The sequence below is a fragment of the Enterococcus sp. AAFC-DPL-6103 genome (genome assembly GCF_058216595.1).
Map to the genome: position 1 here is coordinate 1,662,603 of NZ_CM177102.1, position 24,558 is coordinate 1,687,160.

Genomic DNA, 24,558 nt, shown 5'->3' on the forward strand with positions numbered 1-24,558 from the left:
CATTTTTACTGATCTTTTGAAAAAAGTAAAATGGACTAGCTATCATACCAAAATTGAAAGCAAAAAAATAATGAGTTGTATACAAACAAAGCAACATCAGTAAAACAAAAATGAGTTAAGATAAAGCTTTTTCTTTACCTTACTTTTAGCTTCTATCGTATTCAACTACTTTTTAGCACGTAGCGCACTTAAAATCGAAACGGTATCAACCACTTCTTGTAACATAGCTCCTAATAGCGCAGGAATTACGCCAAAGCTTGCAATCAGCATTAGTGCAATACAAATAAAAATACCAATCAAGACTGATTGACGTGCAATGCGCATCGTTTCTTTGGCAATCAGGACAGCTTCAGGAACCCGCGTCAAATCATCTTTTAAAATGACCACATCTGCACTTTCACTAGCTGCAGTTGCTCCATGTGCCCCCATTGCAATACCAACATCTGCTGCACTTAGCGCAGGTGCATCATTAACACCGTCGCCAACCATCGTCACTGGTCTTTGTTTCTCAGGAACATCCGCTAAAATTTGCCATTTGTCTTGAGGTAAACATTGCGAATGGACTGTCGTGATTCCGACTTTTTCGGCAATTGTTTGCGCCACCGTTTGGTTATCGCCGGTTAGCATCATCACCTGTTCCAAATGAAAATCTTTCAATTGATTAATGGCGTTCGTTGCCTCGGGACGAATCACATCTGCAAAGTGGATCGTACCAACAAATTCTCGATCAAAAGCAACATAAATAATGGTTTCTGCAGAAGCAATTTCTGTTACACCCAACCATTTTGCTCTGCCCACTTGGATAAAGTGATTATCAATCATTGCTTCAATTCCTTGGCCAACAATTTCTTTTAATTCTGAAGTTGGCAACAGTTTTTGATTTTTTGCGTAACTAACTAATGAACGGGCTAAAATGTGGCTTGATTCTTGTTCTGCACTAGCTGCATACACTAATAGTTCTTCTTTTGTCCATTTCCCAGTTGGTCGAACTGCTGTCACTTCCAGTTGTCCTTTGGTTATCGTGCCAGTTTTATCAAAAGCAATCGTTTTAGTCACTGCTAGCTTTTCAAGCGTAGTACCATTTTTAACAACGATCCCATTTTTACTCGAACGACTCATTCCGGCAACAAGTGCGACTGGAGCAGCCAAAATCAACGGACAAGGCGAAGCAACAACTAAGACTTCTACAAATCGATGCGGATCACCTGAGAGCCACCAAGCAATTCCGCCAATGAGATAAGCTACCAATGTAAATGGGACTGCATAGCGATCTGCCATTCGGACAAATTTTGCTGGTTTTTCTTTTGATTCTTGAACCAGATTAAGGATCAATTGATATTGGCTATCTGCTGCACGTTTTTCGACCCTCATTTCTAGCGAACGATCACCATTGATTGAACCAGACAATAACGTATCGCCAATCGTTTTAGTGATTGGTTGTGATTCACCTGTTAATGAAGATTCGTCTATTTCTGAACTTCCTTTGATCACTCGGCCATCCACAGGGACTGTTTCTCCTGGCTTAACAACTAATTTGTCGTTGATTTCAATTTGATCAACTGGGAATTCTTGCCAGTTTCCATTGATCCACTTATGTGCTATTTGAGGTGTATTGTCAAGCAGTGCTTGTAACTCTTTACTTGCCTTTTGATTGGCGTAATCCTCTAGACTATCCCCACCAGTTAACATGATTAAAATCATCAAGCTCGCCCAGTATTCTCTCACTATTAGTGTTGCTACAATCGCTGTAATTGCTAGAATATCCACACCATATTTCCCAGAGCGTAACGTTTTGATCATTTCAAGAAACATCAAAAAGGCTAGAATACCACCAGTAATTGCGATCAAAAAGAATGCTAGTTGAGACTGATGAAAAACAAACTCGCTGATCAACGCTACTCCACCAATCAATAATGTGAAAAGAAATTTTTTTAAATGTGTCATTTTTTCCAACCTTCTTTCACTTTCAAGCATAGGCGTTCTTTTCTCCTTTTTAAACTGATACGTGCTAAATGAAAACAACTATCATTCTTGTTTATCCTTCCACTTTTTTTAAGTTATTTTGACTAACCTATCGTCAAACTTTTTACTAACTTTTAAAAAATACCTTTTTTCCCATAATTGTGCTATACTTTTAGTTCGTTATTTAAGGCGGAAGGAGCAAATAAGCCATGAATGAAAGACAAATGGAACAAGCACATGTGGACGAAACCGTTCAATTGATCCAGCTTGAACAAAAATTATTAAACAGTAAGCAACACGAATTGACCCAAGAAATGAATACCTCGACAAAAGAAACAGCGAATCATCGCATCCGAGCTGGTTCTAACGAGGCATTTTACGAGTCTGCTGTTGAATACCGCCAACATGAACAAGAATTACTATTAAAATATCATACTCTCGATGCACAACAACATCGTTTGCAAACGCTAGATGTCATGCAAGGAAATCCTTATTTTGCCCGTATTGATTTTAAAGAAGAAAATGAAGCAGAAACTCTTTATTTAGGGATTGCTTCTTTACGTGATTTGACCGAAGAAACAATTGTCATCGATTGGCGTGCACCAATCGCCAATCTTTATTATGAAGGCGAAATCGGACCTGCCTACTACGAAACGGATGTCGAACGCATGACCGTTGAGTTATTACTTAAACGACAATTTAAAATCCAAGACGGCGAACTTCTCTCAATGGTAGACACTTCTGAAGTAATCAATGATGACTTCTTACTTGAAATTTTAGATGAAGCATCAAGTACTCATATGAAGAACATCGTTTCAACGATCCAAAAAGCACAAAATGCAATCATTCGTGATACTACTAGCAAGGTAATGCTGATTGAAGGAATCGCAGGAAGTGGAAAAACCTCTGCGTTACTTCAACGAATTGCGTTTTTACTTTACCATAATCGGAAGTGGTTAGATGCGGAACACGTATTGCTATTTTCACCCAATCATTTATTCTCTGACTATATTTCAACTGTCTTACCTTCTCTTGGTGAAAGCGGCGTTCCAACCAAAACATTTAGAAACTATATGCAAGAACTGCTACAAGACTATTCACTAGTTGAAGAAGACCAACAAGAACATGGATTTTTATATGGAAAGAACGATCCAATCCATGACTTAAAGAACGGTTTGACACTAGTTGAACACATCCACACCTATGTAAAAGCAATCACAAATTATGGACCTTTATTCCGTGATATGAAAATCAATGGACGAACGATTCTTGCAAAAGATGCTATTCGAAAATGGTACCAAGAAACGAATAATTTGTTACCATTACACCAACGTCTTTCTTTACTTCAAACAAAACTACTTAAAAAATTAGGTGGTTTGCAAAAGGACGAAACACGTCAGCAATGGGTCAAAGATTTAGCTGAGGAACAATTACAAGAATTATACGCAACTGATCCCAACCTTGAGTACACAGAACAAAAAGAGAAATCCTTACGCAAAAAACTGGCGAACCAAATCGTACGTAAAAAATTTCGTCGTGTTCATCGCGGTATCACAAACTATCAATTTGTGAATATGCCTAAACAATACCTGCATTTTTTACAAAGTGTTCCGGAAAACACACTTGTTTCTCATGGTATTTCTAACGAACAATGGACACAGCAAATTGCAGGGATTCGTCTGAATTTCCGTCAAAAACAAATGAAACAAGAAGATGCTGTTTTATTCTTCTTGCTTATGCGTCGCACATTCCCAGTTACAATCACTCAAAAAGCACGCTATGTTTTTATTGATGAAATGCAAGATTTTGCACCATCTCAGGTTGCTCTACTTCAAGCACTTTATCCAAAAGCAAACTTAACTTTTTGTGGCGATCTCAATCAAAATGTCTTTGGTAACGAGACTATTGTCGGTTCTCTCCCACAACTTTTTGAAAATCAAGAGGTCACACGCTTCCAATTAACAACTAGTTACCGTTCGACTAAAGAAATCACTGATTTTGCGAACCATTTCTTATCAAAAGAAGATCGTGTCGAAACAACTGCTCGAAAAGGTGATAAGCCCGTCATCATTGAAGCGTCAACTGCTGAAAAACAACTTCATTGGTTTGAGGAAACACTTGAACAAACTCAAGTCAAAGCGAAACATTGGCGGACGGCAATCATTGCTAAAACACAAGAGGAATGTCAACAGTTATATGAGCAATTCCCTGAAAGCTTGAAGCAACAAGTTCAATTGATTCTTGATGAGGAAGACTTCATGAAACGTTCAATTATTTTGCTACCTGCCTTCTTGGCAAAAGGACTTGAATTTGATCGCGTCTTCTTATGGAATATCACCGAAGAACAATTCCACACAGAACAAGACAAACTCATCTTATATACGATGTGTACACGCGCAATGCATGAATTGACACTGGTTACTTCATTCAATAAGAGTCCATTATTGAATACGATTGAGCCGCTGACTTATAGCAATGAAGTGATATAATTTATTTTATAAAAAAGAGGTGTGACCAATTGGTCACACCTCTTTTTTGGCACTAAATGTTTTGCACCATAACCGCTTTTATGCTGTACAGATTACCTCTACACATAGTATTCTGCAACGAAAATTTTTGTATTTATTCAGGTATCTGCAAATCTGTTTCCGGATACTTTAAACTAACTAAAGACACGATCATTCGTAATTCTTCAATGTTTTCTGGAAATTCAGGATCAAATACTTTACTATGACGTCCCACTCCACCATTATCAATCAAACGATAAATCCGATTCCAGTCAATAAATTGTTCAATTGTTTGAAAATGACTGATTGGATATCCTCCGCTGTCCAAAATTTCGGTCAAACGAAACACGAGATAGGCACTGTCGATGATTTTCTTTTTAGATGAAGTAACAGTCGGATCTTGTTCAATCAAAATTTTTTCTGGTTGATGTTTCAAACTCCATTCTAACAACAAAAAGAAAGCTTCCATGCGGTACGCATCGTTAAACAGCTGGAAAGATGTTTCAGTATTTTTAAACAATAGTGGAATCAAATAATTCTTTTGATAAATGAGCATAGGTACTCGATCAATCGAACATTCCAAATAACGATTCAAATAACCTATCCCAGTATAGTTTCCTAAACGATAGCCTTCTACACCAAATCGTGCATACTTATGTGCAATAGCTGAACAATCAGCAATATTTACCGCTAGTTCTTCTACTTTTTCGTAACCGCTTAATATTCTATCGAAAGGTTCCAAAATTATTTTTGCTTCCATCATTATTCCTCGCCCAAGTTCCAATATACTCTGTATCATTCCAAAATAATACCTGTAACCCTATGATACCACAGGTGAAATGGAATAAAAAACAAAAATAAACTAGTAAAATCTTTCTTTTATCAAAAAAGAAGCATGGCATCAACTCGCCATACTTCTTTGATTTGAAGAAGTTTAAACAAACTAGAAAAACTCCTAGTCGTCCAACTCCACATTATGGAAAATATTTTGAACATCTTCAAGTTCATCTAACGCATCGATCATTTTTTCAAATTGTACTAAATCATCACCCGTTAAAGTAATTTCAGTTTGTGGTAACATTTGAATTTCTGCAATAGAAAACTCTGTAATGCCTTTTTCTTTCAATGCTTCTTGGATAGCGTGGAAATCAGGCACTTCACCATAAACGATAATTTGTCCTTCTTCTTCGATGACATCACGAACATCGATATCTTTTTCCATTAAATATTCAAGAATTTCATCCGCATCCTCGCCAGCAAAACCAAAAATAGCTGTGTTATCAAACATATAAGAAACGGCACCAGAGACACCCATGTTTCCACCGTTCTTACCAAAAGCTGCACGAACATCTGCAGCAGTTCGGTTTACATTGTTTGTCAATGTATCAACAATCACCATTGAGCCATTTGGTCCAAATCCTTCATAGCGCAATTCAGAATATGTTTCATCTCCTGAACCTTTTGCTTTTTCAATGGCGCGGTCAATAATATGTTTAGGCACATTATAGGTTTTCGCACGATCAATAACGAAATGTAACTTTTGGTTAGCGTGTGGGTCAGGTTCACCTGATTTCGCTGCCGCATAAATTTCAATCCCGAATTTTGCATAAATTCGACTGTTGTTTGCATCTTTAGCAGTTTTCTTTGCCACAATATTAGCCCATTTACGACCCATATTTTCACTTCGCTTTCTCTTTTTCTAGTTCCGTAACGCAAAAACGTCCTGTTTCATTATACTTGTGAATCCAAGTTCTGTGAAGCTTTTTTTCATTATTCCCAATTTATCAAACGATCAACAAATTGTTTTCACTTCTTCTTCGTCTGAATTGGCATTCGCCCAAAATTTTGTTCAGTCAACTGACTGTTCGCTAAGCAATAAATTTGATCGCTACGAATTAATAGTTTTGCTTCTGTCGCTTCTTTTCTGCCTATTCGTGAATATATAGGAGTCGTTTCTTGTTTTGTTTCTTTCAGAAACTGTCTTCCCACTTCAGTAAATCCCAATACGTGAAGATAATTTTTTTCTTGCTGCGCTAAAATTTCAGACTCTGTTATGTTTAATAACACGTAGCAAGCCAATCGTTGGATTCTTGTCCAAGTATAACGCTTTGTTTTAACCAAAGACACAAAAGAATGAAAATTCGTCGCCTGCTTTGCGGCTTCTTGTAATCGAATCTCTAACCCTTCCGTCATTTGATAAATTTCCTTCAGTTTTGTTCCATTCGTCGATAATAATTTATAACGTAGATACGGCCAAAGTTCATCCCAAGTTTGCGTTGATTTCGTTAGTAAATCTTGAGCTGTTACTTCTGGGACAACATGTTGAATTTCAGCTTTCTTAGCAACAGCTTCCCGAATGGCAGTTGCACTTGCAATCGTCTCATCAGAAATTTCTTTTTCGTGATACTCAGCACTTTTTCTTTTGATTGGATGAAGTGCCATCGGTCGTTCATACCTTGCATTTTCCTTGGCATAGCTCAAACCTAAAATATGGTTGGGCGAAGAAAAATCAAGTTGCGCATCTTGCAGTAGGGTGCGAAAAACCTCTGTCATTTTTTGCGGATAGCTGATTTTTTGATCGGCTAAATTTTGAAATGCCTGATCAATTTCATGTTGGTTGTTCCAAACAAATTTTCCAAATGACTCGTAGTCAAACTGCGTCGTGTTTTCTGTTCCAAAACATAAGGAGTCACAGCCTACATCTTGTAACAACCTCACTGCACCTTTTGCAAAATAATCGGCTGATTGAACTGCCCATTCAACAGGTAATTCAATAACTAGATCAACACCATTTTGTAATGCTTCATTTGCACGCTGCCATTTGTCAAGAATAGCTGGTTCGCCTCGCTGCAAAAAATTGCCACTCATCACCGCAATGACGACCTCTGCACCTGTCTGTTTTCTTGCCATTTCTGCATGATAGCGATGACCGTTGTGAAATGGATTATACTCTACGATCAAGCCACAACTTTTCATTAGATTCCTCCTTCTTCTTTTAGTAGAAAAATGAGAAAAAAGAGCAGCGACAATTTGTCACGGCTCCTTTTCAGTTCATTCTTTATAGGCTACAAAGAACCAGCGTTTTGTTTCTTCGTTTGGTGTTTCATCTGTAAAATCACCATAGGCCTCAACTTTTGAAAAACCACTATTTTCTAACATCCGTAAATAGCTTTCCATTGAATACGTGCGTTCTTGATGAAGCTCGTCTTCGCGGATAAATTTTTCAGGCTGATCCAAATCCTCTACAAAAAAGGTTAAGAAATGTTCAATACTATGTGGTTCTTTTCCTGGATAACTGTCCCATAAAAAAGCAAATTTTTCACTTTGATAGTGGTAGCTATATTCTGGAAAAACCGTATCTACTTGATAAACAGAATGTACATCAAATAAAAAGCGTCCGTTTTCTTCCAAAGCTTGATAGACTTCATCAAAAACTTGTTGAACTTCTTGCCCATTTTCCATATAACATAATGAATCTGAATAACAAGTAATCGCTTCGTATTGTCCTACTTCTGAAAGATCTAACATGTTTCCTTCAACAAATTGGATTGCTGTTTCTTGCTCAAAAGCGCGTTGACTTGCCATCATCAACATATCTTCTGACAGATCCAGTCCAGTCACATTGTAACCAGCTTTAGCAAATTCAACAGCTAATGCACCCGTACCACAAGCAAGCTCTAAAATATTCTTTGTTTGCTCAGGTAAGTGTCTCTTTGAAAATGCCAGCCATTGTTGATAGAGCGTTTCATCCATTACTTCATCATAAATAAAAGCGAATGTTTCATAAGCCATATTAATCCAACCATTCAGAAATGTTTACAAGTGGGGCATCTGACCATAATTTTTCTAAATTATAAAATTCTCTTTCAGGTGCGTGGAAGACATGGACAATCAAATCACCTAGGTCAATCAGAATCCATTTTCCGCCTTCTTTTCCTTCAATGCGTTTCACTTCGTAGTTATTTTCTTCTTCTTTATCAATAATTTCTTCTGTGATTGCGTTCATTTGACGTTCACTATTTGCTGAGCAAATCATGAAATAATCTGCCAATAAAGAAACTTCTCTCACATCAAGTGCTAGAATATCTTCTGCACGTTTTGAATCTGCTGCTTTTACCGCAATTTGTAATTGTTCTTTGCTATCTATGATAATTTCCTCCTTAACATTTGATGACAAATTTATTTTTTCGCCACCCAATGATTGTATGTTTCGATTGTTTTTGGATAAATTTGTTGTTCTTGTTCAATTAAATGAGCTAATGTGTGCTTGGTCTCAAAAGCAACTGCTTCATCTAAGTCAACTAATGCGATTTCTCGCGCGTCTTCTACCCCAGGGAATTTTCTACCTGGTTCGATGTAATCAGCGACGTAAATGATTTTATCCAGTAAGGTCATTTTTGCTGCCCCAGTTGTATGCACTCGAATAGCATTTAGAATCTCGGGATCTGTAATGCCCAATTCACGTTCAACAAATGAAGCACCCACAAGTCCATGCCAAATCGCATTGCCATAATTTAACAAATCAGGATCAAATCCATCACGTTTGATAACTAGTACAAACTCATCATCTGGACGTTCTTTTGCATAATCATGGGTCAATGCTGCAATACTTGCTTTTTCTGGCGAACAACCATACTTTTCAGCCAATGCTATTGCCATTTTCTCTACACCCAAAACATGTTGAAAACGACGTTCACTCATTCGCATTTGGACTTTTTGCATCAATGTTTCGCGAGTATCCGCAGTATAATGACTACTATAATCCATATTGATACAAGCCTTCTTTCTGAATGTAATCAACTACTTTGTCAGGAACTAAGTAGCGAATCGAGCAACCTTGACGAACTTTTTGACGAATCTTGGTCGAACTAATGTCAATTTCAGGCACGTCGACCCAAATCACAGGATACGGCGTTTCGACTCCATAACCAGCACGCTTGATCCCCACAAAGTGGACGAGCTGAACTAATTCATCGATTTTGTACCATTTTGGTAGATACTCAACCATATCTCCGCCAATGATGAAATAATAATCTGTATCTGGATTATTCTGCGTCAAGGCTTTCATTGTGTCATAAGTATAACTTTTACCACCACGACTTAATTCAACGGTTTCAATTGCCAAAAACGGATTGTCTTCGATTGCTAGCTCAAGCATGTTCAATCGATGTGTTGCCGAAATCGTTTTTTTCTCATCAATATGTGGTGGTTGATAGGAAGGCATTAAAAATACGCGATCCAGTCCTAAATTCTGTCCAACTTGTTCAGCCATAACTAGATGTGCCAGATGGACAGGGTTAAATGTTCCACCCAAGATTCCAACTTGCCGTTTTTTCTCAAAGACTTGTGGCATTTCTTTTGGAAAAACTTGTGAACGAACAAATAGATTAGCCTGCGTACTCATTAACGACCACTCCTTAGATTGCTTTTACTTCTCGTGAAATGCGTTGATATTTTTCTTTACTTGATGGTTTGTACAGTACCAATACGCGTCCAATGATTTGAACAATCTCACATTGAACTTCTTCTTCTAAAATTCGCGCAACATCTTCAGCGATTTCATCCGTGTTTTGTAACAAAGTAACTTTGATTAGTTCACGTTTTTCTAATGCTTCATTGATTTGAACAAGCATTGCTGAGTTGATTCCGCCTTTTCCAATTTGAAAAATAGGCTGTAGGTGATGTGCTTGACTACGTAAAAAACGTTTTTGTTTTCCTCTTAATTCCATTTTTTTCCTTCTTCCTTAAATTAAAGCTTTACGCTTGATTACATCGACACCTTTAGGCGCCCATCCAGCAACAACAGCTGGCTGTGACACAGTGATCCATCCAAGTCCAGCAAAAACGATATCTGTTTTTTCTTTCACTGAAAATTCAAAACGAACGAGTTCAGGAAATTCTTCTACCTCGTCAGGACGTGGAGGCTGTAAAAGTCCACCCACATGTTTTGCGTAAAATTCATCTGCTTTTTCGAGTTTTGTTCGATGGATATTCACATCATTTGAAACATACGCAATAAATGAGCCACGATCACCATTTACAAAATCAAAACGTGCCAAACCACCTAAAAAGAGCGTTTGACCATCATTCAATTGATAAACTTTCGGTTTGATTTCTTTTGTTGGTGCAATGATGCGTAAGTCTTTTTTGCCTAAATAATGCGCCATTTGATGACGATGAATAATTCCCGGCGTGTCAATTAGCGCTTGACCGTCATCTAAAGGAATTTCAATTTTATCTAAAGTCGTCCCGGGAAATTGTGAAGTAGTAATCACGTCTTGAACACCCACCGTATTCTTGATGATTTGATTGATCAGTGTTGATTTACCGACATTCGTTACACCAACGACATAGACATCTCTACCTTCACGATATTCTTCGATTTTGGCCAGTAAATCTTCCATTTCATGTGCTTTTTTTGCACTCGTTAGCAGTACTTCGGCAGGTCTGAGCCCTACTTCGTGCGCACGTTCCGTCATCCATTGGATCATTTTAGGTTTCTTCAGTGATTTTGGTAAGATATCGACTTTATTACCTACTAATAACACTGGGTTATCACCAACAAAACGATGTAATCCCGGAATCAATGAACCATTGAAATCAAAAATATCGACAACGTTAACGATCAATGCATCCTTTTGACCTAATTCATTTAACAAACGTAAAAAATCATCATCTGTTAAAGAAACATCTTGGATTTCATTGTAGTGTCGTAATCTGAAACAACGTTGGCAATAAACTTCGCCTGATTCCAACCCTTTTTCTAAGGCAGATTGCGGTGTATATCCTAGTTCTCCTGGTCTATCTGTTTGAATAATCGAGCCGCACCCGATACAGTGTAATTCTTCACTCATTCAATTCCACCTCGCCAGCCCATATCAGGATTATTTACTAATAAATGAGCCATGATTCTTTTTTCAAAAAAACGATTGATTTGTGTTTTCCAGCTATCCGTCTCGATAATTGGTTTGACCAAAATACTACGAATCCCGGCGCGATTTGCACCACGGATATCCGTCATGATTTGATCGCCAATCATCACGAGTTCTTCATCAGCAAGGTTCAACTTTTTCTTTGCTTGATTGATTCCTACAGCAAATGGTTTCATTGCACGAGCAATATAAAGCAAATCAAACTTTTCGATAGCTCGTTCAATTCGCTTCGAGTTATTATTTGAAACAACTACCACAGGAATGCCAGCATTCTTCATCTCTAAAATCCAATTTAACAATTCTTCTGTTCCATCTGGATTATTCCAAGCAATCAATGTGTTATCCAAATCAGTTAACACGGCTTTGATACCTAAATTTTTCAACTGTGCAGGGGTAATTTGATAGATGGCTTCTACCATCCATGTTGGTTTATAGTTTGAAAACATCTTGTCTCCTCATTTGCAAAAAATGAAGGAGCACACCAGGTACTCCTCAGCCCCTAATTATACTGCATAATCTAAAAAAAAACTACCTTTACCATCCAATCCACTCCACACATTTTTGTATCCGTTCTCAACTGCTTGTTTTATTTTCTTTTGTGTTTTACTCTTTTGCAAAAAGAAAAACGATCACCACATGGCAATCGTTTTTCCTTTATAAAACTTTTTCAAGAAACTGCCGTGTTCTCTCTTTCTTCGTTTCCTCGAAAAGTTCTTTTGGCGTCCCTTCTTCAATCATCCTTCCATCATCCATGAATAAAACACGATCGCCAACTTCTCGCGCAAAGCCAATTTCATGGGTCACGATTACCATGGTCATACCTTCCTTTGCTAATTCCTGCATAACTGATAGAACTTCTCCAACCATTTCTGGATCTAATGCAGACGTTGGTTCATCAAACAACATTACTTTAGGTTCCATCGCAAGAGCTCTGGCGATTGCGATTCTTTGTTGTTGTCCGCCTGATAATGCTTGCGGATATTCATGTGCTTTTGCTACCAAACCAACTTTGTCAAGAAGGACTAACGCTTTTTCTTCTGCCTCTGCGCGACTGATTTTTTTTACTTTCGTCGGTGCCAGCAAAATATTTTCTAACACTGTTAAATTTGGAAATAAATTGAATTGTTGAAAAACCATTCCCATCTGTTCCCTCATTTGGTAAATATCTATTTTTTTGTTGGTGATTTCTTGACCATCAAACAAGATTATTCCACTGGTTGGCTCTTCTAACAGATTCAAGCAGCGTAAGAACGTACTTTTTCCAGAGCCAGACGGGCCAATCACTACCACGACCTCTCCTTGAGTGATTTCTAATGTGATGCCTTTTAAAATTTCTTTTTGTCCAAATGTTTTGGTTAAGTGATTCACTTGAATAAGTGCTTCCATTGACGTCCTTCCTTTCATCGGTATCCTTTACCTAATTTGATTTCCCAAACATGCAGCAATCTCGACATCAAAAAGGTTAGAACAAAATAAATAATTGCGGCTACGTAGAGAGGTTCTAAAGGAAGATACGAATTCGAGATAACGATTTGAGCACTATTTAATAACTCGTAGATTCCAATTGTCGAAAGTAGGGAAGAATCTTTGATCAACGTGATAAATTCATTACCCATTGGAGGTAAGATATTTCTTAATGCTTGTGGTAAAATCACATATTGCATTGTTTGCATTGGTCTAAGTCCCAACGAGCTAGCGGCCTCGTCTTGCCCAAAATTGACAGCCATGATTCCACCACGAACAATTTCAGCGACATAAGCACCCGAATTCATTGATAAGACAATCATTCCCGGTATTAACCGACTAAAGTCAACATCTAGCACACCTAGAGTCAATGTTGGTGCATGAACCACGCCTTGTAACAATCCGAAACCAATTAAAATTTGGATCAGCATTGGTGTCCCACGTAATACTTCGATATAAGCATTGGCAAACCATCGTAAAGGACGAATCTTTGAAAGCTTAAATAATGCCATGACAACACCAATTACTGTTCCAAAAACAATCGTAATAACGGAGATAATTAATGTAATTAATGCACCTGACAGGAAATAGGGATAGTATATCGATAGAAATGAAAAATTCACGTAATCAAACTCCTTTATTTTTCCGCTTTTTTAGCTAACTCTGTATTTTTTTTAATAAATTCATCCATTTTTCCTGAGCTTTGTAATTCTTTGATAACTTGATTAACTTTCTTTTGTAATTCTTCTTCACCTTTTGGTAATGCAATTGCGTAGGCTTCTTCATCGCTCGAAACTAAATCAACATCTGCTAACATCAATTCTGGATTGTTTTCAATATAAGAATTTGCAACGGTTTCCTCTAACACCAATCCATCAATTGATCCTTGTTTTAATTCAATGATTAGATTAGGCACTTTAGCTACAGAAACTAGTTGTGCGTCTGCCACTTGTTCTTTCACAACATCTTCTTGAACTGATCCTTTTTGCGCGCCCACTTTTTTCTTTGCAAAACTTTTTAGACTAGTTAATTCATTTACGTTTTCTTTATTAATCACCATTTTTTGAGGTGGAGCAAAATAATTATCTGAGAAGTCAAATGTTTGTTGACGTTCTTCTGTTGCCGAAATACCAGAAATCGCTAAATTGACTTTTCCTTGTTGTAAGGCTGCTAATACCGCATTGAATTCCATATCCATCACCTCGACTTTGACACCCAATTCTTTCGCGATTTCATTCGCCAAATCAATATCCACACCGACGATTTTATCTTTTCCATCAATCATCGTATGAAATTCAAATGGAGCAAAATCTGCAGAAGTTCCCACCACTAATTTCCCAGAGTCTTGGATGCTTTGAATCACTTCTTTTTTTGAATCATTACTTGTTTCTTTTCCTCCTGAGCTACATGCACCTAAAAGGATCACCATTGAAACCATCGCAAACCAAATTATTTTTTTCATCTATACTCTCCTCTAATATTTATACACACAACATTAAGTTAATGAGTTATTATACATAATATCAGATTTTTTATTCATTTCAAGAGTAATTTTTGAAAAAATATGCGAAAATTTCATTTATCATGAGTTTTTCCTTGTTTTTGACTAAAAATCATTCGCCTCTAACTTCATTCCAAATGATTCCAAGCAAATTCAAAATCAGATCGAAGCGAAGAAAAACAAATTGCTTTGTTTTTTTCAATACAACAAAAAGAGGCTGGGAGAAATCCCAACCTCTTATCATCAGTCGTTTAGTACTTACGGAATCTTTCATAACGGTTTTCAAGTAAAGTAGTTACATCCGTTTGCGATAATTCAGTTAACTTTTCAATTATTGCTTTTTTCATTATGTGTGCTACTTTAGGCCAAGGAAGTGGTTCCCCATTAAAAGTTTCTGGAATCACCTTGTCCACAATTCCTAATTCATGTAATTCAGGCGCAGTGATTTTCATCAGCTCAGCCGCTTCAGCCGCTCGGCTTCCATCTTTCCACAAAATAGATGCAAATCCTTCTGGTGAAAGAATCGCATAAATCGTTTGCTCAAGCATCCAAACTTCATCAGCAACACCAAGAGCAAGCGCTCCACCACTGCCGCCTTCACCAATGATGATTGCTAGAACTGGTACTTTCAAATCAGACATTTCTAAAAGATTTTTGGCGATGGCTTCACCTTCGCCACGTTCTTCCGCTCCTACCCCACAATAAGCTCCAGCAGTATTAATCAGCGTGATGACTGGACGTTTAAATTTTTCTGCCTGTTTCATCAATCTCAACGCTTTGCGGTACCCTTCTGGATGTGGTGAACCGAAGTTTCGTTGGATATTTTCTTGTAGATCTCGCCCCTTTTGGATGCCAATCACTGTGATTGGTTTGCCAGCTAAACGAGCAATCCCCCCAACGATTGCTTCATCATCACCAAACAAACGATCACCATGAAACTCCTGAAATCCATCAAAAATTTCTTCAAAAAAATCTAAACTCGTCCAACGTTCTTTTGCTCTAGCTAGTTGAACAACCTCATGAGCTGTTTTATTCATGATCCAACCAACCTTTCTGTGTATGCAACTCAAGCAACTGATGAATGGTTTGCTTCAATTCTGTTCGTGGAACGATCTGATCAACAAAACCATGGGCTAACAAAAATTCTGCCTTTTGAAAATCTTCCGGTAATTCCTGTTTAATCGTTTGTTCAATTACCCGACGACCAGCAAAACCAATCAAGCTTTGCGGCTCAGCTAAAATCACATCACCCTCCATCGCAAAACTAGCGGTTACACCACCAGTTGTTGGATCAGTCAAAATCGTTAGATAAAAAAGCCCTGCATTACTGTGACGTTTCACCGCTGCGGAAATTTTTGCCATTTGCATTAAAGAGAAAATACCTTCTTGCATTCTGGCACCGCCAGAGGCAGTAAACAAGACCACAGGTAAATTTGCTGTTAACGCCCGTTCAAATAATCTAGTTATTTTTTCGCCAACAATCGTTCCCATGCTTCCCATGATAAAGTTTGAATCCATCACGCCAATTGCCAAAGGAATGTCATTGATCGTTGCTTTACCAGTCAAAATGGCTTCATGCAATCCAGTTTTTTCTTGCATCACTTCGATTTTTTCCTGGTACCCAGGAAAATTCAAAGGATCTTCTGTTGCTAATTCAGTATCCCATTCTTCAAAGCTTTTTTCATCAATCGTTAATGCTAATCGTTGCCAAGCACTGATACGAAACGTGTAACCACAATTCGGACAAACACGTTCTTCACCAATATCTTTTGTGTAAATGATGTGTTTACAATTTGGACACTTTGCCCACATGTTGTCAGGAACAGTTGGTGGACTTGTAGGCTGAGCTCCACGATTTGGGTTAATGCGAATATATTTTTTCTTCTTAAACAGAGCCATCTACTCGCCTCCAATCTCCGTTTCAGGTGTCCAATTTGGTAAAAATTCTTCTTGTAAAAATGCTGTCGTGTAATCACCAGCAATCACTGCTGGATGACTAATCAAGTCCATTTGAAATTCGGCATTTGTCACAACACCATCTGTCACGATTTCACTTAACGCACGTTGCATTTTCATCAACGCCTCAAAGCGTGTATCGCCATGAACAATGACTTTAGCAATCATTGAATCATAGTATGGAGGTATTTTATAGCCTGAATAAACTGCACTATCGACACGTAAACCCATTCCTCCAGCAGGAAGTAATAAGTTTTCAATGGTTCCAGGTGAAGGGGCAAAATGAAAAGCTGGATTTTCTGCATTGATTCGACATTCAATCGCATGACCTTGAAACTTGATGTCGCTTTGTTCTAACCCCAATGGTTCGCCTGCTGCGATTTCAATTTGCTTTTTCACTAAGTCAACATTCGTTACCATTTCTGTCACTGGATGTTCTACTTGAATTCGCGTATTCATTTCCATAAAGTAAAAGGCACCAGATTCATCCATCAGAAATTCAATGGTTCCAGCATTTTCGTAATTTACAGCTTTCGCTGCACGAACAGCCGCAGCGCCTAAATCTGCACGTTTTGCAGCAGAAATCACAACAGATGGTGATTCTTCAAGAACTTTTTGATTATTTCTTTGTAACGAACAATCACGCTCACCCAAATGAATGACATTTCCATAATGATCACCCAATATTTGAACTTCAATGTGTCTTGCTGGATAAATAATTTTTTCCAAATACATTTCGTCATTTCCAAACGCAGCAGCAGCTTCTTGTTGCGCAGAAGCAAAGTGTTGTGGTAGGTCTTCTTTGGTCATTACCTTCCGAATTCCTTTACCACCGCCACCAGCAGCGGCCTTTAGCATAACTGGGTAACCAATCTTATCCGCAACAGACAAAGCTTCTTCCACAGTAGAAAGTACACCTTCGCTTCCCGGGATCACCGGGACTTTCGCTTCTTGCATCAAGCGACGGGCATTAATCTTATTCCCCATCGCATCAATTGTTTCACTTTTAGGCCCAATAAAAACAATATTGCACTCTTCACACATTGATGCAAAACGACTATTTTCAGATAAAAAACCAAAACCTGGGTGAATCGCTTCGGCCTTAGTAACGATTGCCGCACTCAAAACCTGTTGAACATTCAAATAAGAATCAACAGCTTTCGCTGGTCCAATGCAAATCGCTTCATCTGCTAATTGGGTATGCAATGCGTCAGCATCTGCTTCTGAATATACAGCAACGGTTTGAATACCTAATTCACGACAGGCACGAATAATCCGCACGGCAATTTCACCGCGGTTAGCTATCAAAACTTTTGAAAACATATTTCACCTATCCAATCATAAAGGTTAATTCAGCTTCGGCAACTTTTTTGCCATCCACTTTTGCGACACCCTTCCCGATTCCTGCGGAAGATTTTACTTTGATAATTTCAACTTCCAAATATAAAGTATCTCCTGGTGTCACTTTGCGACGGAATTTTGCTTTATCCAATCCGCCAAAATAAGCTGTCTTTCCTTTAAATTGTTCTAAAGACAATAAGGCAACCGCTCCAGCTTGTGCCATTGCTTCAACAATCAGCACACCTGGCATAACTGGTTCTTCCGGAAAATGCCCTTGAAAAAAAGGTTCATTGATTGTGACATTTTTCTTAGCGATAACTCTTTCGCCTGCAACCATTTCTTCCACTCGATCAATCAGCAACATTGGGTAACGATGTGGAATGATTTCTTTGATTTCTTGAATATTCATCTTCTACCTCTTTCTTATTTTGGCTGAATTTTAACGAGTGGTTGACCAAATTCAACAACTTCTTCATTTTCAACCAGAATTTCAACAATTTCTCCGTCAAATTCACTGGTAATCTCATTCATTAGTTTCATTGCTTCAATAATACAGATGATTTCACCTTTTGCTACTTGGTCACCAACTTTTTTGTAAGCTGGTTTGTCCGGTGAAGGTTGTAAATATACAACACCAACAATGGGTGATTTTACTTCGATACCTTCAATTTCTTGCTTCGTGTCCGCTACGACAGACTGTTCCTTGAACGGTTCATCTGGTTTGATTTCTGGTTTAGCTGATACAGATTGGACTGCAGGTGCTTCCATTGTTTGAGGCGCTGTTGCTGCTCCACGATTCGTATTGTTTTTATTCATATAAAGTTCAAATTGACCTTCGCGCAAATCAAATTCAGTCAAAGAAGATTGATCAAATTGCGTTACTAATTCTTTAATTTCACTGATATTCAAACTTATTCCTCCCAGCGTTTCATACAAAGGACCGCATTATGCCCACCGAAACCTAGTGAGTTACTCATTGCATAAGTAATTTCAGCAGGTTTACTATCATTTTTTACGACTGTTAAATCAATCTCTGGATCTTGATTCACTACGTTGATAGTTGGTGGTATAAATTGGTGCTCTAACGCTAACAACGTTGCTAATGCTTCGATTCCCCCTGCAGCGCCTAGTAAATGACCTGTCATTGATTTCGTGCTGCTAACATAGGTTTCTCGGAAGTTTTCACCAAGTGCTAGCTGAATTGCTTTTGCTTCTGCTTGGTCATTTGCGGGTGTACTTGTTCCATGGGCGTTGACATAGCCCACTTCTTCTGGCTGGATTCCTGCTTCGTCCATTGCCAATTTCATTGCTTTTGAAGCGCCTGATCCGTCTGGTGTTGGTGCTGTCATATGATAGGCATCACAATTTGAACCGTAACCAACGATTTCACCATAGATTTTTGCACCACGTGCTTTTGCATGTTCCAAGGACTCGATCACTAAGATTCCAGCACCTTCTCCCATAACAAAACCATTACGCTCTTCATCAAATGGAATGGAACCACGTGTTGGATCCGTAGCAGTTGATAAAGCAGTCAACGCAGCAAAACCTGCGATTCCCATTTCACAGATTGTCGCTTCTGTTCCGCCAGCTAAGATAACGTCTGAGTATCCATGTTTGATGTTACGGTAAGCTTCACCAATTGAGTTTGTCCCACTAGCACAAGCTGTAACGATTGATGTACAAATTCCCTTAGCGCCTACTCGTAAGGCAATATTTCCAGCAGCCATGTTAGCGATCGACATAGGAACAAACATTGGGGATACGCGCTTAGCACCTTTTTCATGCAAACGAATTACTTGATTTTCAATTGTTGGTAAACCACCAATTCCAGAGCCAACGATAACGCCGAAACGGTCCTGATTGATTTTTTCTTTTTCTAATCCACTCATTTCAATCGCTTCAAGAGCGGCATAGATTCCATAAATCGAAAACATGTCCATACGTTTGCTGTCTTTTTTAATAAAGTATTTATCATAAGGGAAATCTTTTACTTCACCAGCTAAAGTAATTCCTGTTTCAGTTGCATCAAATTTTGTAATTGGTGCAATTCCATTCGTTCCGTTTTTTAAACTATCTAAAAAGCTATCGGCATCGTTTCCGATTGGCGAAGTAACACCATAGCCTGTAATTACAACTCGATTCATCAATCATCTTCCTTTCTATTATCCGTGCATGACCAAACCGCCATCAACATTGATCACTTGACCTGTGATGTACGCATTTTCTGCTAAGAAAACTGCAGCTTTGGCAATATCTTCCACATGACCAAAGCGTTGCAGTGGAATTTGTTTTGTGACTTGTTCTTTCACCTTTTCTGATAGAACATCCGTCATGTCCGTTGCAATAAAGCCCGGCGCAATGGCGTTGCATGTGATTCCACGCGTCGCTACTTCTCTTGCAACTGATTTTGTTAAGCCAACAACTCCAGCTTTACTAGCTGCATAGTTTGCTTGTCCGACATTTCCGATTAAACCAGAAACACTTGCCAAATTGATGATTGCACCTTCACGTTTCTTCATCATTTGTTTTAAAACATGTTGGGTCATGTTGAATGTACCAGTCAAATTGATATCCAAACATTTTTTGAAATCTTCAGCGTCCATACGAAGTAATAATTTGTCATTCGTGATTCCGGCGTTATTGACCAAAATGTCAACAGAACCCAGCTTCTCTTGTGCTTCCTTGATCATCTCACCTGCTTTAGTAAAATCAGAGATATCACCAGATACCCCAATACAGGTAACACCTAAAGCTGAAATTTCAGCCAATTTTTCTGAAGAAATCGCGCTGCGACCATTTAAGACAACATTGGCACCCGCTTTAGCAAACGCAATTGCGATTGCTTCCCCGATACCTCTTGTACTTCCTGTGACAAAAACGTTTTTTCCTCTAACGTTCATAATTACCTCCCTGATAATCGTTGATAAGTTTCTTCAAATGTTTGTTGATTCTCAACACGGTAAACAGGAATCGTTTTATCGATTTTTTTCATAAAACCACTCAAGACTTTCCCTGGTCCGACTTCAATCATTTGGTCAATTCCCAATGATTTTAATTTTTCAATACTTTCATAAAAGCGAACAGGAGACATCACTTGACGCTCTAACAAGTTTGGAATTGTCTCTTTTGTCATGATCTCAGTGGTGGTATTACTAATCACTGGGATCTTTGGTTCGTTAACCGAGATCGTTTTTAATTCCTTCGCTAGTTTTTGCGCTGCTGGCGCTAGAATGCCTGTATGAAAGGGTCCACTAACATTTAACGGAATCATTCGTTTAGCGCCTTGTTCTTGTAACAAATCCATCGCTGCATCAACAGCCACTACTTCTCCACCAATAACGATTTGTTGTGGTGTATTATAATTTGCAGGTGAAACAATCCCATACTGACTTGCTTCTTGGCAACAATCTTCAATTACTTCAATCGGTGTATTCATCACAGCGACCATTTTACCGCTGCCGGTTGGCGCCGCCTCCGTCATATAAGCACCGCGTTTAGCCACTAATGCCACGGCTTCCTCAAACGATAGCGCTTCACTCGCAACCAATGCGGAATACTCTCCTAAGCTAAGCCCTAATGCCGCATCTGGAGTGATTCCTTGTTCTTGTAATAAACGATGATAGGCAACACTTACCGTTAAAATCGCCGGCTGTGTGTAAGTTGTTTGATTTAGCTGCTGATTCTCAGTAAAACACAAATCTGCCATGTCATAACCAAGAATTTGACTTGCTTCATCAAATGTTTGCTTTACTACAGGTTCATGATATAAATCTTGACCCATGCCTTGATATTGAGCGCCTTGCCCACTAAATAAAAATGCTGTCTTCATTATATTCTCCAATAATTTAGGATAGACGATTAAGTATCCATTTATTCAAAAAGGCCAAGACATTTCATATCGGAAATGTCCCAGCCCCCAACCTTATTACATGATTATGCAGTTTGTTTTTCAACGTAAGTAACTAAATCTTGTACAGTTTTAATGCCATCTTCTGTTTCAATTTTCACATCAAATTCATCTTCAATTTCGTTGATGATTTGGAATAAGTCCAAGCTATCAGCTTCTAAATCTTCTTGAATATCTGTCGTTAATTTAATTTCTTCTGTTTCTTTCCCTAATTCTTCTGCAATAATTTCTTGAATTTTTTCGAATACCATACGATATATTCCTCCGATATTGTTTACAATTTTATAGTTTTATTTTTATCATTTATCAGTTTATAGCTCCATGAGGATACTTCCCCATGTTAAACCTCCGCCATAACCTGTAAATACCACTTTCTGATTACTGCCTAATTGAAGCGTCCCAGCGGAAACTGCCTCATCTAATAAAATAGGAATACTTGCAGCAGAAGTATTACCATACTTGTCCATATTTGCTAGAAACTGCTCTTGTGGAATTTTGACTTTCCGAGCGATTTTCTCAATGATTCGTTGATTTGCTTGATGCAAAAGTAGATAATCAACTGAATTTTCTTGCGTTATTTCTTTTAGATTCTTCGCGACATCACGAACTGCAAAGTCAAAAATATCACGTCCAACCATCTGTAAGTAGTAAGAACCTTCTGACTTTTCAGAATAAAATGGACTTTGATTTTTATGATATCCTGCTGTTAATGAAGAACCTCTTGTGCCATCTGTTGCTAGATGCTCCACTAATAATTTTTGTGTGGCGCCAGCTTCTAATAACACACCACCTGCTCCATCACCGAATAATACAGCTGTCGAGCGGTCTGTCCAGTCAAGTAACTTAGACAACGTTTCTCCACCAATCACAAGCCCTTTTTTTGAGCCACAGCGAATCATTTTTTCAGCAATACTTAGCGCATACACAAAACCAGTACAAGCAGCACTCAAATCAAAAGCAATTGCTTTGGTTGCTCCCAATCGTCCTTGGACTTGTGCAGCCACTGAAGGCATTGCATAATCGGGAGAAATCGTAGCAACTACGATGAAATCTAATTCTTCTGGCTGCGTTTTTTGCTTTTCTAGTAATTTTTGCGCAACTAGGAAACAAAGATCTGATGTTGTTTGATTTGTTACACAACGTCTTTCTCTAATCCCAGTTCGTGAACTGATCCATTCGTCTGATGTCTCCATCATTTGTGAAAGTTCATCGTTTGTCACGATTCTTTCAGGAAGTGCACTTGCAGTTACCGTAATTGTTCCAAATTGTTCCATTAGCGTTCCTCACTTATACTCTCGCAAGAAATCATGCAAGTTTTTCAGTGCATTTAACAAAGCATGCTGTTCTTGGTCACCCATTCCGTCCAGAATATTTTTGACCATCTCTCGATGAAAATGTTGGTGCACGCGATATAATAGCTTACCCTTTTTCGTTAAGCCTAGTTTTACCACACGCCGATCATCTTCACTGCGAATACGCTCAACATACCCTTTTTTCACTAATTTGTTGATGGCAGTGGTCAAGGTTCCAACAGTGATCGATAACTCCTTTGCTACTTCTGAAGTTGTTTTTTTCTTATACATACCGATTGCCTCGATTGTATGCATCTCAGTAATCGATAGATCGTTGAATTGTGATTTTTTCAACTCAGACTCTTCGATCGTCAAGATATCATTGAACACACTTACGAGATAATCATTAACTGTTTTCAAATCTGGTTCCATGTTCCACCATCCACTAATTAGTTTGATTATCAAATCTTTTGATGTTCAAACTATATCTTAACTTTTTTCAAAAATCAACCGTATTCAGTGATTTTTTTTGATTCTCAGTTTATTTTAAGGAAAAACTCATTTACAAATATTGATAAAATAGATATTCAACAACGATAGATTAAAAAAACATTTCAAAAAAATATTTTGATTATCAAAGCTTTTTCTTCTGTTCATTTTCCAAAAAAGAAGTTTTCTTGTTTGTTTTTTTCAAATTTGTTATAGTTTTTTTGATTGAAAGACAAAAGGAGTAATTATGCTTAAAGAAAAAGTCAAAAATCTACCTCTTCTTCCTGGCGTTTATTTAATGAAAGATAAACACGGTTCAGTGATTTATGTAGGTAAAGCTAAACAGTTAAAAAAACGTGTAAGTAGTTACTTTCAACAAAACAAGCAACATTCAAATAAGGTACTAAGAATGATACATACCATTGTCGATTTTGATTTTGTCGTCGTAGATACTGAACTAGATGCGTTACTCTTAGAATGCGAACTAATTCAACACTATCATCCCATCTATAATCGACAAATGAACTATTTTACTAATTATAATTATCTGCAATTAACTGACACTGGTTTTGTTTTGTCGGATGATCCCACTTCTCAAAGTTTTGGTCCTTTTCGTTCCTATAAAAAAATACCTACTATCTTACGTATTTTAGAAGAAACTTACCAAATGCCTTGGCTGAAAGAAATTAGTTTGCTCGCTTTGCGAACACAGCTACCAACAATCAGTCAACTATCCTTTCAACAAAAGAAAAGAGAAATCCAAGGACTTCTACAAGGTAAAAATAAAAAAATTTTGTCTTATCTTAAACAACGACAAGAACATTTTATTGAACTTCTCAATTTCGAACGTGCAAGTAATATTCAAAATGAGATTGAACTAATGACTTCCTTCATCCGACAAATCAGAAACCAAAAAACATTTTTGCAGACATCTCGTCTTACTTTGGCTTTACCCGTTGCGGCAAATCCACAGCTAACAAAATATTATTTGATTTCCTACGGTCAATTAATAACGACGTCTAAAATGGCTAGTGACATCCTGCCAGATTTTCGTTTCACCGCTGGAAGTGATACTTTAGCAAAAAAACAACAATTGACAAAGGCGGAAGTTGATCCTGTTCAAATTTTGCTCAGCTACCAGCGTAAGATTAGCAAAGAACAGCCGAAAATAAATAATCAATGAGTATCTAGCAGCCACTCAAAA

Annotated in this window: 27 protein-coding genes; 2 read left to right on the forward strand and 25 right to left on the reverse strand. The window is 38.0% G+C overall.

Going from position 1 to position 24,558, the window contains the following annotated elements:
* Positions 1–165: 165 nt before the first annotated feature.
* Positions 166–1,944 carry a heavy metal translocating P-type ATPase gene (locus AC4BC3_RS07960; RefSeq protein WP_490466219.1) on the reverse strand — a complete coding sequence of 593 codons (1,779 nt, stop codon included), beginning with the start codon at positions 1,942–1,944 and terminating at the stop codon, positions 166–168.
* A gap of 227 nt (positions 1,945–2,171) precedes the next feature.
* Here AC4BC3_RS07960 and helD point away from each other — a divergent pair, with 227 nt between their 5' ends.
* Complete coding sequence (gene helD, locus AC4BC3_RS07965) at positions 2,172–4,451, forward strand: RNA polymerase recycling motor HelD (protein WP_490466220.1); 2,280 nt, start codon at positions 2,172–2,174, stop codon at positions 4,449–4,451.
* A 133-nt stretch (positions 4,452–4,584) separates the two neighbouring features.
* On the opposite strand, the gene AC4BC3_RS07970 is transcribed toward helD, so the two are convergent.
* The 24 genes from AC4BC3_RS07970 to fabT form a co-directional block, all read right to left on the reverse strand.
* A complete protein-coding gene (locus tag AC4BC3_RS07970) occupies positions 4,585–5,229 on the reverse strand; it encodes a hypothetical protein (RefSeq protein ID WP_206909170.1) in 645 nt (214 codons plus the stop codon).
* 195 nt (positions 5,230–5,424) lie between these two features.
* Positions 5,425–6,144, reverse strand: a complete 720-nt coding sequence (locus tag AC4BC3_RS07975; RefSeq protein WP_206909168.1) for a YebC/PmpR family DNA-binding transcriptional regulator — start codon at positions 6,142–6,144, stop codon at positions 5,425–5,427.
* 131 nt (positions 6,145–6,275) lie between these two features.
* Positions 6,276–7,445, reverse strand: coding sequence for a nucleotidyltransferase (locus tag AC4BC3_RS07980; protein WP_490466221.1), 1,170 nt, complete (start codon positions 7,443–7,445; stop codon positions 6,276–6,278).
* Positions 7,446–7,520: 75 nt separating this feature from the next.
* Positions 7,521–8,261: a class I SAM-dependent DNA methyltransferase gene (locus AC4BC3_RS07985; RefSeq protein WP_206909165.1), complete on the reverse strand. Its 741-nt coding sequence runs from the start codon at positions 8,259–8,261 to the stop codon at positions 7,521–7,523.
* A 1-nt stretch (position 8,262) separates the two neighbouring features.
* Positions 8,263–8,646 carry a ribosome silencing factor gene (gene rsfS, locus AC4BC3_RS07990; RefSeq protein ID WP_242589912.1) on the reverse strand — a complete coding sequence of 128 codons (384 nt, stop codon included), beginning with the start codon at positions 8,644–8,646 and terminating at the stop codon, positions 8,263–8,265.
* A gap of 2 nt (positions 8,647–8,648) precedes the next feature.
* The gene (gene yqeK / locus AC4BC3_RS07995; RefSeq protein WP_206909163.1) at positions 8,649–9,236 is read right to left on the reverse strand and encodes a bis(5'-nucleosyl)-tetraphosphatase (symmetrical) YqeK; all 588 of its coding nucleotides are present in this window, start codon (positions 9,234–9,236) and stop codon (positions 8,649–8,651) included.
* A complete protein-coding gene (locus AC4BC3_RS08000) occupies positions 9,226–9,873 on the reverse strand; it encodes a nicotinate-nucleotide adenylyltransferase (protein ID WP_206909161.1) in 648 nt (215 codons plus the stop codon). Before AC4BC3_RS08000 ends, yqeK begins: the two co-directional genes overlap by 11 nt.
* Before the next feature lie 13 nt (positions 9,874–9,886).
* On the reverse strand, positions 9,887–10,198 hold the full coding sequence (yhbY, locus tag AC4BC3_RS08005) for a ribosome assembly RNA-binding protein YhbY (RefSeq protein WP_067480904.1): 312 nt from the start codon (positions 10,196–10,198) through the stop codon (positions 9,887–9,889).
* Between the two features lie 15 nt (positions 10,199–10,213).
* A complete protein-coding gene (gene yqeH, locus AC4BC3_RS08010) occupies positions 10,214–11,323 on the reverse strand; it encodes a ribosome biogenesis GTPase YqeH (protein WP_206909159.1) in 1,110 nt (369 codons plus the stop codon).
* Positions 11,320–11,847, reverse strand: coding sequence for a YqeG family HAD IIIA-type phosphatase (locus AC4BC3_RS08015; RefSeq protein ID WP_067480898.1), 528 nt, complete (start codon positions 11,845–11,847; stop codon positions 11,320–11,322). The genes yqeH and AC4BC3_RS08015 overlap by 4 nt, the downstream gene beginning before the upstream one ends.
* A gap of 208 nt (positions 11,848–12,055) precedes the next feature.
* Positions 12,056–12,787, reverse strand: coding sequence for an amino acid ABC transporter ATP-binding protein (locus tag AC4BC3_RS08020; RefSeq protein WP_490466222.1), 732 nt, complete (start codon positions 12,785–12,787; stop codon positions 12,056–12,058).
* 14 nt (positions 12,788–12,801) lie between these two features.
* Entirely contained in the window at positions 12,802–13,488 is a 687-nt protein-coding gene (locus tag AC4BC3_RS08025; RefSeq protein WP_206909156.1) for an ABC transporter permease subunit, read from the reverse strand.
* Positions 13,489–13,502: 14 nt separating this feature from the next.
* Entirely contained in the window at positions 13,503–14,327 is an 825-nt protein-coding gene (locus tag AC4BC3_RS08030) for a transporter substrate-binding domain-containing protein (protein WP_490466223.1), read from the reverse strand.
* Between the two features lie 290 nt (positions 14,328–14,617).
* Positions 14,618–15,403, reverse strand: a complete 786-nt coding sequence (locus tag AC4BC3_RS08035; protein ID WP_206909153.1) for an acetyl-CoA carboxylase carboxyl transferase subunit alpha — start codon at positions 15,401–15,403, stop codon at positions 14,618–14,620.
* Positions 15,396–16,265 (reverse strand): acetyl-CoA carboxylase, carboxyltransferase subunit beta, encoded by an 870-nt coding sequence (gene accD, locus AC4BC3_RS08040; protein WP_490466224.1) that lies wholly within the window; start codon positions 16,263–16,265, stop codon positions 15,396–15,398. Before accD ends, AC4BC3_RS08035 begins: the two co-directional genes overlap by 8 nt.
* Positions 16,266–17,645 (reverse strand): acetyl-CoA carboxylase biotin carboxylase subunit, encoded by a 1,380-nt coding sequence (locus AC4BC3_RS08045; protein WP_206909149.1) that lies wholly within the window; start codon positions 17,643–17,645, stop codon positions 16,266–16,268. It lies immediately after the preceding gene.
* A 7-nt stretch (positions 17,646–17,652) separates the two neighbouring features.
* Positions 17,653–18,072 (reverse strand): 3-hydroxyacyl-ACP dehydratase FabZ, encoded by a 420-nt coding sequence (gene fabZ, locus AC4BC3_RS08050; protein ID WP_206899138.1) that lies wholly within the window; start codon positions 18,070–18,072, stop codon positions 17,653–17,655.
* Between the two features lie 14 nt (positions 18,073–18,086).
* Positions 18,087–18,572 (reverse strand): acetyl-CoA carboxylase biotin carboxyl carrier protein, encoded by a 486-nt coding sequence (gene accB / locus AC4BC3_RS08055; RefSeq protein ID WP_490466225.1) that lies wholly within the window; start codon positions 18,570–18,572, stop codon positions 18,087–18,089.
* 2 nt (positions 18,573–18,574) lie between these two features.
* The gene (fabF, locus tag AC4BC3_RS08060) at positions 18,575–19,810 is read right to left on the reverse strand and encodes a beta-ketoacyl-ACP synthase II (protein WP_490466226.1); all 1,236 of its coding nucleotides are present in this window, start codon (positions 19,808–19,810) and stop codon (positions 18,575–18,577) included.
* An 18-nt stretch (positions 19,811–19,828) separates the two neighbouring features.
* Positions 19,829–20,566: a 3-oxoacyl-[acyl-carrier-protein] reductase gene (fabG, locus tag AC4BC3_RS08065; protein ID WP_206909142.1), complete on the reverse strand. Its 738-nt coding sequence runs from the start codon at positions 20,564–20,566 to the stop codon at positions 19,829–19,831.
* 2 nt (positions 20,567–20,568) lie between these two features.
* A complete protein-coding gene (gene fabD, locus AC4BC3_RS08070; protein ID WP_490466227.1) occupies positions 20,569–21,495 on the reverse strand; it encodes an ACP S-malonyltransferase in 927 nt (308 codons plus the stop codon).
* 104 nt (positions 21,496–21,599) lie between these two features.
* A complete protein-coding gene (locus AC4BC3_RS08075; RefSeq protein WP_002287614.1) occupies positions 21,600–21,824 on the reverse strand; it encodes an acyl carrier protein in 225 nt (74 codons plus the stop codon).
* Positions 21,825–21,884: 60 nt separating this feature from the next.
* Entirely contained in the window at positions 21,885–22,847 is a 963-nt protein-coding gene (locus AC4BC3_RS08080) for a beta-ketoacyl-ACP synthase III (protein ID WP_490466228.1), read from the reverse strand.
* Positions 22,848–22,856: 9 nt separating this feature from the next.
* Positions 22,857–23,297: a fatty acid biosynthesis transcriptional regulator FabT gene (fabT, locus tag AC4BC3_RS08085; protein ID WP_067480856.1), complete on the reverse strand. Its 441-nt coding sequence runs from the start codon at positions 23,295–23,297 to the stop codon at positions 22,857–22,859.
* A 304-nt stretch (positions 23,298–23,601) separates the two neighbouring features.
* Between fabT and AC4BC3_RS08090 the strand changes: the two genes are divergently transcribed.
* Positions 23,602–24,537: a GIY-YIG nuclease family protein gene (locus tag AC4BC3_RS08090; protein WP_490466229.1), complete on the forward strand. Its 936-nt coding sequence runs from the start codon at positions 23,602–23,604 to the stop codon at positions 24,535–24,537.
* Positions 24,538–24,558 lie beyond the last annotated feature (21 nt).